This window comes from Streptomyces sp. NPDC002835 (assembly GCF_053591995.1).
Genome location: NZ_JBSFUW010000070.1, coordinates 1 through 14,642, shown reverse-complemented (window position 1 = coordinate 14,642; position 14,642 = coordinate 1). Strand labels below are relative to the sequence as shown.

The 14,642-nt window shown below is 68.5% G+C and carries 10 protein-coding genes and 1 pseudogene; 7 read left to right on the top strand and 4 right to left on the bottom strand.

All coding sequences use genetic code 11. The features are described from left to right. Positions 1-274: 274 nt before the first annotated feature. Entirely contained in the window at positions 275-1,141 is an 867-nt protein-coding gene (locus ACWD01_RS35820) for a class I SAM-dependent methyltransferase (protein WP_451167980.1), read from the bottom strand. A 102-nt stretch (positions 1,142-1,243) separates the two neighbouring features. On the opposite strand from ACWD01_RS35820, the gene ACWD01_RS35815 reads away from it, so the two are divergent. After that, on the top strand, positions 1,244-2,875 hold the full coding sequence (locus tag ACWD01_RS35815) for a lipopolysaccharide biosynthesis protein (protein ID WP_451167979.1): 1,632 nt from the start codon (positions 1,244-1,246) through the stop codon (positions 2,873-2,875). Beyond that, the gene (locus ACWD01_RS35810) at positions 2,872-3,717 is read left to right on the top strand and encodes a class I SAM-dependent methyltransferase (RefSeq protein ID WP_451167977.1); all 846 of its coding nucleotides are present in this window, start codon (positions 2,872-2,874) and stop codon (positions 3,715-3,717) included. Before ACWD01_RS35815 ends, ACWD01_RS35810 begins: the two co-directional genes overlap by 4 nt. A 183-nt stretch (positions 3,718-3,900) precedes the next feature. Here ACWD01_RS35810 and ACWD01_RS35805 read toward each other — a convergent pair whose 3' ends face one another. From ACWD01_RS35805 to ACWD01_RS35795, 3 genes and pseudogenes are all read right to left on the bottom strand, one after another. Continuing rightward, entirely contained in the window at positions 3,901-5,649 is a 1,749-nt protein-coding gene (locus ACWD01_RS35805) for a DUF4012 domain-containing protein (protein WP_451167975.1), read from the bottom strand. 100 nt (positions 5,650-5,749) lie between these two features. Further along, positions 5,750-6,232: an LPXTG cell wall anchor domain-containing protein gene (locus ACWD01_RS35800; protein WP_451167974.1), complete on the bottom strand. Its 483-nt coding sequence runs from the start codon at positions 6,230-6,232 to the stop codon at positions 5,750-5,752. 267 nt (positions 6,233-6,499) lie between these two features. After that, a pseudogene (locus ACWD01_RS35795) lies at positions 6,500-7,741 on the bottom strand (IS256 family transposase). 535 nt (positions 7,742-8,276) lie between these two features. Between ACWD01_RS35795 and ACWD01_RS35790 the strand changes: the two are divergent. The 5 genes from ACWD01_RS35790 to ACWD01_RS35770 are packed head-to-tail and all read left to right on the top strand — an operon-like array spanning position 8,277 to position 14,286. After that, positions 8,277-10,307: a glycosyltransferase gene (locus tag ACWD01_RS35790; protein ID WP_451167972.1), complete on the top strand. Its 2,031-nt coding sequence runs from the start codon at positions 8,277-8,279 to the stop codon at positions 10,305-10,307. Then, complete coding sequence (locus tag ACWD01_RS35785; RefSeq protein ID WP_451167970.1) at positions 10,304-11,611, top strand: O-antigen ligase family protein; 1,308 nt, start codon at positions 10,304-10,306, stop codon at positions 11,609-11,611. The genes ACWD01_RS35790 and ACWD01_RS35785 overlap by 4 nt, the downstream gene beginning before the upstream one ends. After that, positions 11,608-12,600: a glycosyltransferase family 2 protein gene (locus ACWD01_RS35780; protein ID WP_451167969.1), complete on the top strand. Its 993-nt coding sequence runs from the start codon at positions 11,608-11,610 to the stop codon at positions 12,598-12,600. Before ACWD01_RS35785 ends, ACWD01_RS35780 begins: the two co-directional genes overlap by 4 nt. Further along, positions 12,588-12,896 (top strand): hypothetical protein, encoded by a 309-nt coding sequence (locus ACWD01_RS35775; RefSeq protein ID WP_451167967.1) that lies wholly within the window; start codon positions 12,588-12,590, stop codon positions 12,894-12,896. The genes ACWD01_RS35780 and ACWD01_RS35775 overlap by 13 nt, the downstream gene beginning before the upstream one ends. After that, positions 12,880-14,286, top strand: coding sequence for a polysaccharide biosynthesis tyrosine autokinase (locus ACWD01_RS35770; RefSeq protein ID WP_451167965.1), 1,407 nt, complete (start codon positions 12,880-12,882; stop codon positions 14,284-14,286). The genes ACWD01_RS35775 and ACWD01_RS35770 overlap by 17 nt, the downstream gene beginning before the upstream one ends. Positions 14,287-14,642: the final 356 nt, after the last annotated feature.

The following is a 14,642-nucleotide window of genomic DNA, read 5'->3' as shown; positions in this document are numbered from 1 at the left end:
TGAGACTTCGAACACCTCACCCAACGGCACGGGAGCCCTGTCCGTTGCGGGCACCAAGGCCATCACCCGATCGGTGGTCACGCTGAAAAGGCTCAATGAACTGGTCGAACTGGCGCCGACGACGCCAAGCAGTCGCCCGCCGATGCCACTATCAGCGACGCTGTCGCACGAACGAGGGGCGGTCTCTTCAAGACCGCCCCTGACTAACTACCGCCCGCTACACTCCAGCCGCCCGGCATCGTCCCAGGTCAGACACCAAAGTCCTGCTGGAGTACTAGAACTTACGGGCGGCGATGGCGAGAGCGGCGGGAAACTCGAGACGGATGATGCGGCACTCGCCGCCGCCGGCCTCCATGACCTGGGTCCACATGTCAGCGCCGTATTCCGTCTGGACGAGGCAGTCGGGTTGCCCCTCCGGCGGCACTCCATGGTAACTCGGGGGCTTACCGGCCCTCGTCTGCGTCAGCCGGCCGACGACAACCGGAATCGTGAAACAGACCCAGCCTCGCGGCCGGACCACGCGAAAGCACTCGCGCAGCCCCTGCACAGGATCGGGCACATGCTCCAACGTGTCCGAATGCACGACCAAGTCCATCGACGCGTCATCGAAGGGAAGCGCCATCATGTCAATATCGGGGAAGCTCATCAGCTTCGTGCGCGGCATCCTCTGCAGGAAGCGGTGAAGAGTTCCGGCCCGATTGATCTCAAGGACCTTGAGCAGAGGATGGCGAAGCATGAACACGGGAAAAAGTCTCGTCGAGCCGTAGACCTGCATGATCGCATGGGCCAGGGCCAGAGACCGGAGGCTTGCCCCGCAGCGGGTGCAATGCAAACCCTGCTGCCTATCGATATAGCTGGCCTCCTCCTCGCTCAGCTGCCACTCTTCGATCAGCTTCGGCCACAAGGCCGGACGCTGCGTGAAACTGCGGCTCCCGCAGCACATGCATCGCAGGCCGCTCATCCGCTGAGCATCCTGGCGTGACGGCCGAGCATGGGTCGGCGGACTGAGGGGTGTGCCGTGCTGCCAGCCGACTGTCTTGGATTCCGGCATGATTGAGTACTCGATCTTGTTGGGGAAGGACCTTTTGTGGCCGGAGATTAACAGGGCGAACGGAGTCATCCAGTAGGTATCGGCGCGCATGCGTGTAGTGATTCGCTCCCTTATGACGCAATCCTGACTTCTCAAGTGGCGGGCATGGGATGTGACGACACAACATAAATGCTATGAAGCTTGATCCCTTCTGTGCTCCTGACCGGTCCGGGTGGGTTCCCGGTGGCTAGCCCGCCCGAGTTCTCCAGCGGTAGCGCCGCTCCGGTCGAAGCCGTTGCGGCTCGGGTGGCCGGCAACAGCGCCAGGCTTCTCGCAGCCAGGGTCGCCACCGCGCTGGCCGGCGTCGTGTCGCTACCGGTGGTGTACGGGAGCATCGGCGCCCGCTCCTACGGTGTGTGGGCGCTCCTTACGGGTCTTGTCGCTATTGTGTCGCTCGCCGATCTGGGGCTCGGCTCGGTTCAGATCCGGGAGGTCGCCCGAGCCGCCGGAAGCGGGCGGCAGCGACAGGTCTGCGCCGTACTGGGCCTGGGCGTTGTGTGGGGTGCCGTTCTCGGCGCGCTGGCCCTTGCCGGGACCGCGATCTGCTGGCCGTGGCTGGCCCGCGTGTTCCATCTGGATGCGCTCTCCGGGCCGGCGCGGGGCGCCGCCCTGTTCCTGCTGGTGGGCTTTCTTCTCGACAGTCTCGCGCTGCCCTGGCGGAACGTGCTCGAGGGCACCCAGCGCTATGGTCCGGTGGCCTGGGTCGTCGCCGGCACCGCTGTGCTCGGCGCGGGGCTCGCGGCAGCGGTGGTCACGCTCGGCGGCGGGCTGGTGGAACTGGCCGCCTCGGTGGTGGTGAGCAGTGCGTTGCGGGTACTGATGTTCGTCTGCTTGGCCCGCCGGTACGCCGCTGGGCTGACGCCCAGCCTGCGGGACATCAGACCGTCCGATGTGGCGTATGTGGCGTCGTACGGCTCACGTGTCCAGGTGGCAGGCGCGGCAGCCGCAGTCAACAGCGAGACGGACCGGCTGGTGCTCGCAGGCTTCCACAGTCCGTCGGCGGTAGCTGGATACGACCTGGGCAGCCGCCTTGTCGGGCTGCTGCGGTTGCCTTCGGGGGTCATTCTCACGGCAGCCTTCCCGTCGGCTGCCGCGGCGGCCGACGATGAACCCGGTCGGCTCGACCGGCTCTACATCGATCTGACCCGGTACCTGACGGCGTTCGCCGCGGTCGCGGCCACCGTCCTGGTGGTGTCGGCCGATCCGCTGGTGCGGACGTGGCTCGGCCGTCCCCTGCCTGCCGCGGCAGTGACCATCATGGTCCTGGCCCCCGGCTGCGCCGCGAGTGTGATCGCCGGCGCGGCCGCGATGGTGACCCGGGCCGAGGGCAGGCCCGGGTGTGAGACCCGCGGTGCGGTGCTGGCCGCCGTGCTCAATCTGCTGCTCACCGTTCCGCTGCTTCGGCTTCTCGGTCCCTGGGGGGTCCCGCTGGCGACCACATTGGCGGCCTTCGGGAGCACCGTCTACTTCTTCGCGCACTTCCACAGCAGATCCCGGCGGCCGGTGGCACCGCTGCTGCGGGCACTGTGGCCACCCGTCTTCGCGGCCGTGACGGCGGGAACCCTTGCCTGTCTGGTCACGTTCCGGCTGGCTCCCGGGGCGGACCGGGCCGACGCCGCCGTGGCAGTCGCCTGCCGGGGTGGCCTGACCGTGCTGGTCGCGGCCGCGCTGCTGGCCCTGCTCGGATTCTTCGGCGCCTCAGACCTGACCCGGCTGCGCATGGCTCTTGCCGGGTTGACACCACATCGCGGCGCGGTTCCCGCGCGGAAAAGGAGCAACGCATGACCTTGCAGATGGAAGCGACCCGCTGCCCCCTCTGCCACCAGGCCGCGGGCGACGAGCCGGTCTTCGGCGGACTGCTGCGCCGTTGCCCGGCCTGCGAATTCCACTGGACCGCCGCGAACGGCGACGGGGCACACCAGTGGGACCTCTTTGACGGCACCTACTACCGACGCTACTTCGCCCGCGCCGGGCAGTGGCGGTACGAAGCGGCCCGACGGATGCGGTGGCTCCTGTCGGCCACCCGCCCGAGGTCTCTGCTGGAGGCCGGCTCAGCAGGCGGTTACTTCATCGAAGCCGCCCGGAGAGCCGGCATCGCAGCCGACGGAGTGGAACTGTCCGAGGTCTGTGTCCGCCATGCGCGGGGCGAGCTCAAGGTGCCGGTACGGCAGGGCTGCTTCGAGACGGTCGCACCGACCACCGCGGTGGACGCCGTGTGCGCCTTCCATGTGCTCGAACACGTCGACGAGCCCCGGCGGTTCCTCACCAAGGCCCGGGCATCGCTCACCGCCGGAGGATGGCTCGCCCTCGAAGTGCCGAACATCGCATCGTCCTCCGCCCAACGGCAGGGTGGATCATGGCCGCATCTGCAGCCGGACTGCCACCGCTGGCACTTCTCGGCGCGGTCGTTGACGACGCTGGTGGAGGAGTGCGGCTTCGTGGTCGAGCGCTGCGACACCGTCTTCGCCCGGTACTACATGAAGCCCACCCGCCTGCCCAGCCCGTCGGGGATGTCTCTGCTGTTCGCCGACTGGGCCGCCTGCGGCTCACCGCGTACCACCCATCCGCGGCTCGGCGATCATCTGCGGCTGCTCGCCCGCCTGCCGGGGAACCCGCCGATCCGCTGATCGCTCCCGATGTCTCCCGGTCGCCCAGCCCTCTGCAAGCATCAACGAATGGTGGTACGCGAACTGCGGCCCAGGGTGGGGCGGGGCCGCGTCGCCGTGCCATGCGGATCGGGGAGTCGGTGGGCCGATCGTCACGCCGGTACCCGGCTGACCGGTGACGGAGCCGAACGGCTGCGGCCCTTGTCAACGGCGGCAGGGGGGGTACGGTTTCACCTCGGTCCGCAGCGGCTTCACCAGCTGTTGGCGCAGCAGGGTCGGGGCGCGATCGGTGATCGGCTCCGACAGATGCAGCGTCACGGTGCGGGTGCTCCCCGCGGGCAGTTCCAGATCGAGGGTGTACACCGGGTGGCCGTGTTCGACGGCATGATTCAGCGGGATACGACGGCCGTCCAGCATCGCCCCGGTCAGGGCGGCTCCCGCACTGGCGTAGTAGGAGACCAGCAGCCGGTTGTCACCCGGCCGGGAGGAACGGGCCCGGGTGTCGAGGCGATCGGTGACGTAGGCCGGGAGTCCCGAGGCCGGCGCCCGGTTGGTCAGCGTCACGGTGGCGGTGACCGTTCGTCCGTGCGGGGTGCAGGGGCCCGGCTCCCACGTCAGCCTTCGGTCGAGGTAGTAGTCGAGCTTGGTGGCCGCCGCGTTGTTGACGACGACCCCGGCGAAGGGGCCCGCGCCTTTGGGGAGTGAGCCGCTGAATGCCCTGCGTTCGATGAGGCGTTGCTCGGCCGGGAGCGTGCTCCACACCTTCAGACGTGCGTCCCGCTGCACGTCGTACACGGCCCGCAGCAGCGCGGGAATCCGCCGCGGATTCTTGGCGACGCCGGTCAACTGTGTGGCGGCGGTGCGGGCGACGTCGAGGAAGAACGCTTTGCGGGCGGTGACGTCCTGGTAGGCCGCGTAGCTCGTTCGCTCGGTGAGCCCCACGGCGTTGGCGCCGGTGAGCAGGGTGCCGTCGGGCAGACGGGCCGGCCCGGTGGCCTCCAGCAGCCGGCCCAGCACAGTGGGGTCGACGGCGAGCACCCCGTTCACCTTCTGGCCACTGTGCTCCCTCCATGTCTCGGCCCAGATACGGGCCGCATAGGGAAAGTGAGGGCTGAGATTCGAGTTCCCCCAGAACCGAGTGGGCTCGTTGGCGGCGTACAAGGCGGCGTAATCCGTTCCCAGGTCCACTGTGGGCCGGATCGGCTGCAGCACGGTGTCATTGCCGAAGGTGTCGAAGCCGATGCGGCCCCGGTCGGCCGTGACCACCGCGAAGGCCCCGGGCAGCCCGCCGGTACCGCGGGCTTCGGCGGTGTTCTGGAAGACCACGAAGTAACGCCGCGGCCCCTGTTCCCCCAGCATCGGCGGAAGGAGCCGGGCCGCAAGGGCGGCGTCGGCCGTCGTCGGGGCAATCCGGTCGAGTTGGCGGACCAGTTGCGTACGGGCCCGCTCGGCTGCCGGCAACCAGGTGGCGTGTGGCAGTCCGCGGGCCTGGGCACGGACTTCCGCGACGTCCCGCGCGGCGCGTTCGAGTGCCGGGGCCGCGTCGTGCAGGGCGGTCAGCAGGCGTTGGGTATCGCCGCCTCGTACGTCGGCCGTGAGATCCGGGACGCTGCGGACGAGGGGAGTGAGCACATCGTGGGTCAGCCGGTCAGCGGTGTGCGCCGTGCCGCGCACGATACGTGCCAAGTCCCCGAGAAAGGGCAGGTGCGTGGCCGGGTACCAGGCGGGCCCGGTGGTGAGGTCGTGCGCTCGGGCGGCGTGTGCCGCCGCGGAACGCAGCGCCGCCTCGGCGTTCGACGTGCCGGGCACAGGTGCGGCGGCGGTGTCCCGCGACGGCCCTGCGGTGACCGACTGCCGCAGCGTGTGCAGTTCCCGCTGTGCGGCCAGCAGTTCGGTACGGGCGATCAGACCGGTGACCGCGATCCACGCCGCTCCTGCCAGGATCAGGCACACGACGGCCGCCAGCAGATATCGGACTCGCCGACGTCGGCGGTGCGGTTGTGCGGGACGTGTGCTTCCAGGGGCCGGGGAGTGCTGCATGGTGGCGGCCGGGTCAGCGGCGCGCGCGCCGACGCCGTACCACCAGGACGACTCCCCCGCCGACTGCGAGTAAACCGACAGCCGTGCTGAACATGACGAAGGTCCTTTGGCCGGAACCGGTCTCAGGAAGCTGACCGTCCGGCGGGAGCTTCTGGTGTCGCGGCAGCACATTGATCACCGCGGACAGGACCAGGTCCGGATCACGGGCGGTGAGTCTGAAGGTGTGTGGGCCGGGCTTGGTGGTGGCGGGGATCGTGACGGTCCCCGAGACCCTGCCCTTCGAGTCGGCGAAGAACGTGCCCAGCACCGTTGCCCTCGAGAGGAGTTCCGCGACGACCTGCTGGTTGGCGGCGAACCCGGTTGCGGTGAAAATGAGCGGATCACCGGCGATCCCTGTCGTATCGATGCTCAGACTGGGTGCATTCGGCGGGTACTGGGCATGCGCCGTCTCTGCGGGCACCAGCGGGCCGGCGACGATGACAGCGGCTGCTGCCACGGAGGCGAGGACGTTAGGCCGTCTGCGAGACGTAGTCACTTTCCACGCTCCTCACACCTTCTCGGATGGCTTCCGGCCCGGCGGCAGGGCTGGCCGTGACGAGGAAAATCCTGTCGCAGGCAGATATAACGCCATGTCAAGCACAGCTAACGCCACGGGGGCGATGACCCCCCGGAAGGATGTAGGACCTACACCCTTCCGGCGCCGCAATGGCGCTGAGAATCGCAAAGGCGAGTAGGGTCGTGTCCCTTCTCGTGGTGTAGCCGATCATCCGGTGGTCGTGTTGGTGGTGTTGGGTAGCGCGGGGGCGCTTTCGGGGCGCTCGGAGGGGTAGAGCTGGTCCATGCTTCCCTCGGGCAGAGGTTGCGGCGGGGGAAGGCGATCCATTCGTCGTGCAGTTCGAAGAGCACGGCTGTGACCAGCCGCAGGAGCGCGTCGTCGTTGGGGAATACCTGGACGACGTCGGTGCGGCGTTTGATCTCGCGGTTGATCCGCTCCAGCGGGTTGGTGGACTGGATCTTTTTCCAATGTCGCTCCGGGAAGGCGGCGAAGGCGGTCAGGTCGTCCTTCGCTTCCAGCAGCATGTCTTTGACCTTGGGGAACTGCTTGCCGAGCATGTCGGCGACGGTGTCGAGCTGGGTGCGGACCGCATCGGCGGTGGGCTGGGCGAAGATCGTGCGGATCGTGGCGGCGGCCATCTCGGCCGCTTCCTTGTTGATCACGCTGAACACGTTGCGCAGGAAGAACCCTGCAGCGCTGGTAGGCGGCCCCGAGCATGACCTTGCGGATGGCCTTGACCAGTCCCAGGTGGTGGTCGCCGATGACGAGCCGGACCCCGGTCAGACCGCGTTCGCGCAGGTGGCGCAGGAACTCAGTCCAGAACACCTCGGTCTCGCTGTCGCCGACCATCACGCCCAGCACCTCCCGGCCGCCCTCCTCGGTGATCCCGGTGGCGATCATCACGGCCCGGGACACGATCTGGTGCTCGACCCTCGCCTTGCAGTAGGTCGCGTCCAGATAGACGTACGGGAAGCGGACGTGGTCCAGGGGCCGGGCACGGAACGCGGTCAGCCGGCCGTCCAGGTCCTGGCAGATCCGCGAGACCTCGCTCTTGGATATCCCGGTCTCCGCGCCGAGGGCCTTGACCAGGTCGTCGACCGACCGCGTGGACACGCCGTGGACGTAGGCCTCCATGATGACCGCGTACAGGGCTTGGTCGATGCGGCGGCGTCGCTCCAGCAGCGCGGGGAAGAAGCTCCCCGACCGCAGCTTGGGGATCGCGAGGTCCAGGTCGCCGGCCTGGGTGCTGAGCGTCTTGTCGCGGTGGCCGTTGCGAAGCGCGGTGCGCGTCTCGGTGTGCTCGTTCCATTCCGCGCCGATCCGGGCCGTGGCCTCGGCCTCGATCAGCTCCTGGAGCATTCGCTCAGCCACATTGCGGACGAGTTCGAGCCCGTCCGCCGAACGTAGTGACTCAAGCAGCCGGAGTAAGTCATGCTGAGACAGGGCCATCCTGCACCTCCCGCGTTGAACTGCCCGTTCACTACGGAGAGTTGCACGATGGCCCACCTTGCGGGCAGGGAGCGAAAGCCCATCGGCACACGCCCCCCGGCGCACTCCCTAACCGTGATCGGCTACACCACGACAAGGGACGCCATCGCGAGTAGCGCGAATGCACTAAAAACAGACGACACGCCGACGCGTCGGAACCGAATTCAATGTCGACACCATTACCGTCTGACCGAATAGGCCAACACCCAGTAAAGCCATCTCTGACCGAGGTTGAAATGAATTAATGCGACTGGGAGTGTCTTGTGGCGTCGATCGAGCAGCCTGCTGCTCGGAGGATGGTCGTGCTTCACATGATTGATCTGATGGGCGCGTCTGCGCAGTTGCCTCAGGGTGCTCACGACCGGCTGACTGGAGATCCCAACGTCACGGCACGGCCGCGGTACGGATTGTTGCGCCCTCTCCTCCGGGCTGGTCTCACCGGGACCCGGCACTCGGTCCGCGAAGCGCTCGAACCGCTGCCGGGGCGGCGCAGCTGATGACCCTGCCCGAAGTCTCGGTGCTCCTGGTGAGCTGGAACACCTGTGCCGAAACCCGTGCTTGTCTGGACTCGCTGCCCCGTGCCGCGACCGATGGGCTGCGGTATGAGGTGATCGTCGTCGACAACGGGTCGCGGGACGGCTCGCCGGACATGCTTGCCGCCCACCCGAACGTGCTGCTTCTCCGCAACGAGCGGAACCTCGGCTTTGCCGCGGCGGTCAATCAGGCGTACGCCCGTGCTCGCGGGGACATGATCCTTCTCCTCAACAGTGATGTCCGTCTGTGGCCCGGAGCGCTCACAGCCCTCGCCGGTTTCCTGCGCGAGCGCCCCGACGTGGCTGGTGTGGCGCCGCTGTACCTAAACCCTGACGGCAGCGTTCAACAGCACTACATGCGCCTGCCCACGTTCCGCAGCCTGGTGGCGTTGGCCACCACGCTGCGGTACTTGCCGGGTTTCAGGCGCCCATGGCGCGAACACCTCATGGGCGGAGCGGACTTGTCCCGCCAGGGGCAGGTCGAACAACCGTCCGCGAGCTGTCTGCTGCTACGCCGTGCCGTGCTGGATCCGGCTGAAGTCTTCGACGAGCGGTTTCCGCTCTATTTCAATGACGTTCTGCTCGCCCGCAACCTCCGCCTCGCCGGCCATCGGCTCTGGATGACACCGGACGCGGTCGTTACGCACACTCTCGGTGCGTCGACCCGACTGCTGGGCTCCGCCGTTCGCAGCAAGTTCCGTCTCGACGGGCTCATCCGCTACGCCGGGGTCACGCAGCCCCGATGGCGGTTGCGGACACTCCAGGCCCTGGTGCTTGTGGACTGGCTGGTTCGGCGCGCGCTGCGGTGGCGCGGTCAACTCGGCCTCCGCGATCTCTGGGCCGTCGTCCAGGGTGACGTAGGCCCCCTTCCGGACGGTGACGGGCGAAGCTGGTCGGTGATGCTCAGTGGAGTGCCCTGGCTTGCCGGAGCGCACCGTCAGCATGCCCTCGCCCGGGAACTCGCAGTCGGCCGCCGGGTGTTGTTCGTCGACCCGCCGGGCCGACGCCCTCGCTGGACCTTCATCGTCAGCCAGGTCGCCCCATCACTGTGGCACGCGGTGCCTCCCACCGTGGTGCCGTTCGGCCGGCTGCTGCCCCCGCTCAACTGGATCAACCGCCGGGTTGCCGCAGCGCTGGTACGCCGCTGGCTGGACCGCCGCCCGGGCAGCCGGCGAATCCTGTGGATCGATGAAGACCTGGCCGCGCCGACGGCCGGTCGACTGGGGGAAGATCTGCTCGTCTATGACGCAGTCGACCTGGACTGGACGTTCACGCACCGCTGGAACCGCCCCCACCTGCGCAGCGCTTTGCGGAAGGCGGTCGGCGCCGCAGATCTCGTCCTGGCCTCGTCCTCGGCGCTGCCGCGGTGGCTGCCGACCTCACGGCGCCCGCCCGTGATCGTCCCCAACGGGTGCGATCCGGAGAGGTTCGTCGCGGAAGGTCCACTCGACGACTGGATCACACAGCTGGCCGACCCGCGGCTCGTCTATGCCGGGGCGGTCGACAGCCGGGCCTTTGACGCGGAACTCCTCGCCGCCGTGGCCCGTCTTCGCCCCAACTGGACGTTCCTGCTGGTCGGGCCGTCCACCCGTACCGGCCGTGCACCGCTGGCGGGGCTGCCCAACGTACATCTGCGGGGGCCGGTCGACTTTGACGAGATTCCCGCCGTACTGCGTGCCTGTGATGTCGGCCTGATCCCTTATCGGGTGGGCGGCCGGATCGACTACGTGCACCCGAAGAAGCTGTACGAGTACCTGGCCGTTGGTAAACCTGTCGCCGCCACACCGCTGCCGTCTCTGATCCCGATGGCCGGTCTCGTCCATCTCGGCTCCGGCCCGCAAGGGTTCGTCCGGGCCATCGAGGAGGCATTGGACTTGCGCCACTGCCCGGCCGCGCTGGCCCGGCGTCGCGCCGCTGCGGCTTGCAACAGCTGGTCGGCGCGGGGCGAGCAGATCCGGGGCCTGCTCGAGGGGCTGGAGAGGACCGGCCCATGAGCGGGCTGCTCATCGTTCCGAGGAAGCTCATCGTTCCCGCGTCGGCCGCATGCCTTGCGGCCGCTCTCGGCTCCGCCGGAGCCTTTTCGGCGGAAGTTCTTCCCGGTCGTCTGAGTATCCTGCCCGCCGCGGCCCTGTTGTGTCTGGCGACATTTGTCCTGTGGCCATGGGCCGTTCTCCCGGTAGGCATCGTCGGTGGCGCCGCGGCCGCCAAGGCGCTGGGCACTTCCGATGTCACCTTCATCACGGCCCTTCACATCGGCGTGCTGGCGATCGGTTGCCTGGCGCTGCTGGTACGCCGCGCCGCCTCTGCGGCCGACGACCGACCCCGGCGAACCGCCGTGGACCAGGCGATGGCGCTCCTGGCGGTGATCGCCCTGGCCGGCGCGCTGTTCGGTCTGGCACGCGGACATGCCCCACACCAGGTGCTGATCGCCACCTATCACATGGGCGTCATCCCTGCTTACTTCTTCGTCACCACCCACACCCTGACCAACGCACGCAGGATGCAAGCGGCGGCGGTGCTCTATGTGACCGGGGCGGCCGCCCTCGCCGCGCTGGAGCTCACGATGCCGGGGCGGCACGGCGGTCTGCTCTCGGTACTCGCCCTTGTGCCGCTGCTCGTCGTTGCCGGCCGCACCCGCGGGTGGCGGCGCATCGGTCTGGGAGCGTTGATCACCCTCTTCGCCGCCGACACGGCTGTCGCGGGCTACCGGGCCATGTGGCTGGCCGCCGGGATCGGCCTGCTGGTTCTGCTGGTGCGCGGCACCAGGCGGATCCGCCTCAGCGTGGTCATGGCTGCGGTCGGGGCAACCGTTCTCGTGGTCTGCGGAGCCACTGTCAGCGCCGGGCTGCGCGCCCGGATCCTGCTGTCCGGCGAGCACCTGGACGAAACGGCCGGCTACCGGACACCCGAAGCGATGGTCGGGCTGCGCGTCTTCGCCGACTGGCCGCTGACCGGAGCCGGTCTCGGCCAGACGACCCGCGATGTCTACCTCCCCACCTTCAAGATCACCGACGTCGGGCCGACCTACCACGTCTTCTGGGTGATGATCCTCGCCAATCTGGGCCTCGTCGGCCTCATCGCAGTCCTGTGGCCGCTGCTGCGCCCACTGCGCGCGGCCCTCGCCGTACGGGATGGCGTTCCTCTGGCCTTCGGTGCTCTCCTCTGCGGCTTCCTGGCAGCGGCGGCTTTCGCGGGCCCCACTGACGGCCATTGGGAACTGGGGCTACTGCCCGCACTGACGCTGCTCACCACCCGGACTGGGACCACCGATCCACCGACCACAGGAGGTCGCCCATGACGACCGAATGGACCCGAGCCGACGAGCCGGGCACCGCCGGGCCCGTCGCCACCGCGATCGTCGTCACCTATCACTCCGAGGCCCACATCGCCGACTGCCTCACCGCGTTGCGCAGCGCCGGGCTGGCGGTACGCGTGGTCGACAACGCTTCCACGGACGGGACCGCACGGCTGCTCGCCACCCGGTTCCCCACCATTGCGCGGACTGTCAACCCGACCAACATCGGATTCGCGGCCGCGGTGAACCAGGCACTCCCCACGGTGGACACCGACATCGTGCTTTTGGTGAATCCCGACTGCGTGGTCCCGCCGGCCACCGCTCGAGCCCTGATCGCCCTGCTGCAAGCCCGGCCCGATGTCGGCATCGCGGGTCCCCGGCTCGTCGGTACCGACGGGCGCGTCGCCATCAGCGCCCACCCGTTCGAGTCGCTGACCTCCGTGCTGGCCAGCCGCTTCGGCGGGAGCCTGATGCCGGTCGGGTTGCGCCGCCTGCTGTCCGGCAGAACTCGGCGACGCACCTATGACGTCTGCCGCAACCCCGGACTGCCCGTCCCGGTGGACTGGGTGTCCGGAGCCTGCATGGCCATTCGCACCGGGCTGCTCGAACAGCTCGGCGGTCTCGACGAGGGCTACTTCATGTACTACGAGGACGAGGAATTGTGCTGGCAGGCGGGGCGGCTCGGGGCCTGCGTGTACTACGTACCCAAGGTCGAAGCCATACACGTCGTCGGGGCGAGCAGCCGAGATCCGTCGTGGATCTGGCCCCATCTGTACCGCAGCATGCTCCGGTTCTTCGCCCGGCACCGACGCCGCACTTACCCCCTGGTGAGGGCGGCGGTGCTGCTCCGCGCACTGCTGGGCATCGGGCTCTCCGTCGCACGCCGACGCGGGCAGCACCCTGCTCGGGGCAGGGCCTGGTGGCACGTGGCCCGCATCGCCCTGACCGCGACCGCCAGCACCATGAGAAGGGAGGGCCGATGCACGTTCTGACCGCCGCTGCCGGAAAGCGCACCGAACACTGGATCAGCCTCTTCGATGTCCTCACCGATCGGACGGACGTCCAGATCATCGTCCACGCGTCCGGCCTGTCCGTGCTCATCGGGCGGGCCCCGCAATGGCTGGACGCGCGCTGTGGCCGCTTCCGCCTTCGCCTCGTCCCTCACCTGCCGGGCGAGGGCCGTACCGGCCATAAGGCGTCAGTCCAGCCCGGCCGTGGGCCCGTCACCCACTCCGCGAAGACGGCCGGCATCTTGTTGAAGGGAGGGCCCAGTGGCGACCTCACGTGATGCCGCCCGGGTGCTTTCCATGGCCTGGCGCAACGGCGGGCTTGTGCTGCTGTCGCTCCTGGCCGGAATCACCGGGGCCCTGGTGGTGACCGCGATGACGCCCCCGAGGTACGAGGCCACCGCGACTGTGCTCGTCACCGGCGGCGCCGTCTCCGGTGAGCAGCTCTACGTCAGCAACACCACCCAGAACCTGATGCCGACCATCGCGCGGCTCGCCGAATCCGGCAAGGTCGCCGAGGCCACGGCCGAGACCATGGGGCTGCCGACCAGGCAGGTTGTCCGTCACATCCGCGCTGACACCCAGGAGGGGGTGCAGATCCTCGCGCTCACCGCCGACGCGCCGACGGCCGACAAGGCCGCCGCGATCGCCAACGCCACCGCCCAAGTGCTGCTGGCCCGTGTGGGGTGGATTCGCCACGACGGGGCGGGATCAGTCAGCGCGGAGTTGCTGGACCGGGCGACAGCACCAAGCCGTCCGGTATCACCCATGCCGTTGCTCAACGGACTCCTGGGTGCGCTGCTGGGATCGCTGGTCGGCGTCGGCCTGACACGGCTGCTGGCTCTGACGGACGACAAGGTCAGGGGCGTCGACGATCTGCGCGAGGCAACAGGCGCGCCTGTCCTGGGCTCGATTCCGTACGATGCGAAGGTTCCCCGCAATCCACTGATCGTGCACAGCCCCCAGGGTGCGTGGTCGGAGGCGTTCGTCCGCCTGCGCACCCACCTGGAGTGCGTCGAGATCAACTCCCCGCCCCGTCTCATCGCGATCACAAGCCCTGTGGCCAACGAAGGAAAGTCGAATATCGCCTGCAACTTGGCGATCGCGATGGCCCGTGGCGGGCGCCGCGTCCTTCTGGTCGAAGCCGACCTGCGTCGACCGCGCTGTGGACAGTATCTGGGTCTGGGGGATGCGGAAGGACTGACGACCGTGCTGTCCGGCTACGCCCGACTGGAAGAGGTGGTCCAGCAGTTCGGCGAGGGCGGTCCGATGATTCTGACCGCTGGGCCGCTGCCGCCCCACCCCAGCGAACTGCTGGCTTCCGGAAGATGCAAGGAACTACTGTCCCGGCTGAGGGAGTGCTACGACGTCGTTCTCTTCGATCTGCCCCCACTGCTGCCGTACGCTGACGCCGGTGTACTGGCAGGGCTCGCTGACGGCACCCTTCTCGTCGCGCGATGCCCCAAAACCAGGACCCGCCACCTCCGCCAGTCCCTTGAGGCGCTGACCGCCTTGAACGCCCGTTTCCTCGGCTGTGTCCTCAATGCGGCACCGTCGCAGTCGAATGGTTACGGCTACCGGACGGACCTGACGGTCTCCGCGGCGGGGCTGCTGCCACCGCCTGCCACCCTGTCAGACCGAGGCACAGGAGCCCAGGTCACATCCGGATGACGTTGGCTCCAGCCGCCGACCGGGGCTGGTGTTGAGCGTGTTTGACCGACGAAGTTCCTGAGTGAGACAGCGTCACGTCGGGGATGATCCGCCTGGCGCCCGAAAGCTGTCGGCGGCCGGCCGCGGACGACGCGGCGCAGCGTCCGCAAGGAGGGTCAGGTACAAGGAGAGTCAGGTCTTCACCGTTGATCTCGGCGACGTGGCGAACGCCGAGGGAGAGGTCACCGTCTCGTACATCTACCGAGCGTCTGTGCAGCAGTAGGGTCTGATGCAGGTTCGGGTGACAGGTTCGGTCACGCGGCCTGGAGGGCCGGTGTGGTCATGAGGGTCTCGAATTCGATGGGGGTCAGCCGGCC

What these genes read in the sequence shown, in the direction of transcription:
- ACWD01_RS35785 (WP_451167970.1), top strand. Translation starts at nt 10,304, where the DNA reads ATGAGCGGGCTGCTCATCGTTCCGAGGAAGCTCATCGTTCCCGCGTCG.
- ACWD01_RS35780 (WP_451167969.1), top strand. Translation starts at nt 11,608, where the DNA reads ATGACGACCGAATGGACCCGAGCCGACGAGCCGGGCACCGCCGGGCCC.
- ACWD01_RS35775 (WP_451167967.1), top strand. Translation starts at nt 12,588, where the DNA reads ATGCACGTTCTGACCGCCGCTGCCGGAAAGCGCACCGAACACTGGATC.
- ACWD01_RS35810 (WP_451167977.1), top strand. Translation starts at nt 2,872, where the DNA reads ATGACCTTGCAGATGGAAGCGACCCGCTGCCCCCTCTGCCACCAGGCC.
- ACWD01_RS35820 (WP_451167980.1), bottom strand. Translation starts at nt 1,141, where the DNA reads ATGCGCGCCGATACCTACTGGATGACTCCGTTCGCCCTGTTAATCTCC.
- ACWD01_RS35790 (WP_451167972.1), top strand. Translation starts at nt 8,277, where the DNA reads ATGACCCTGCCCGAAGTCTCGGTGCTCCTGGTGAGCTGGAACACCTGT.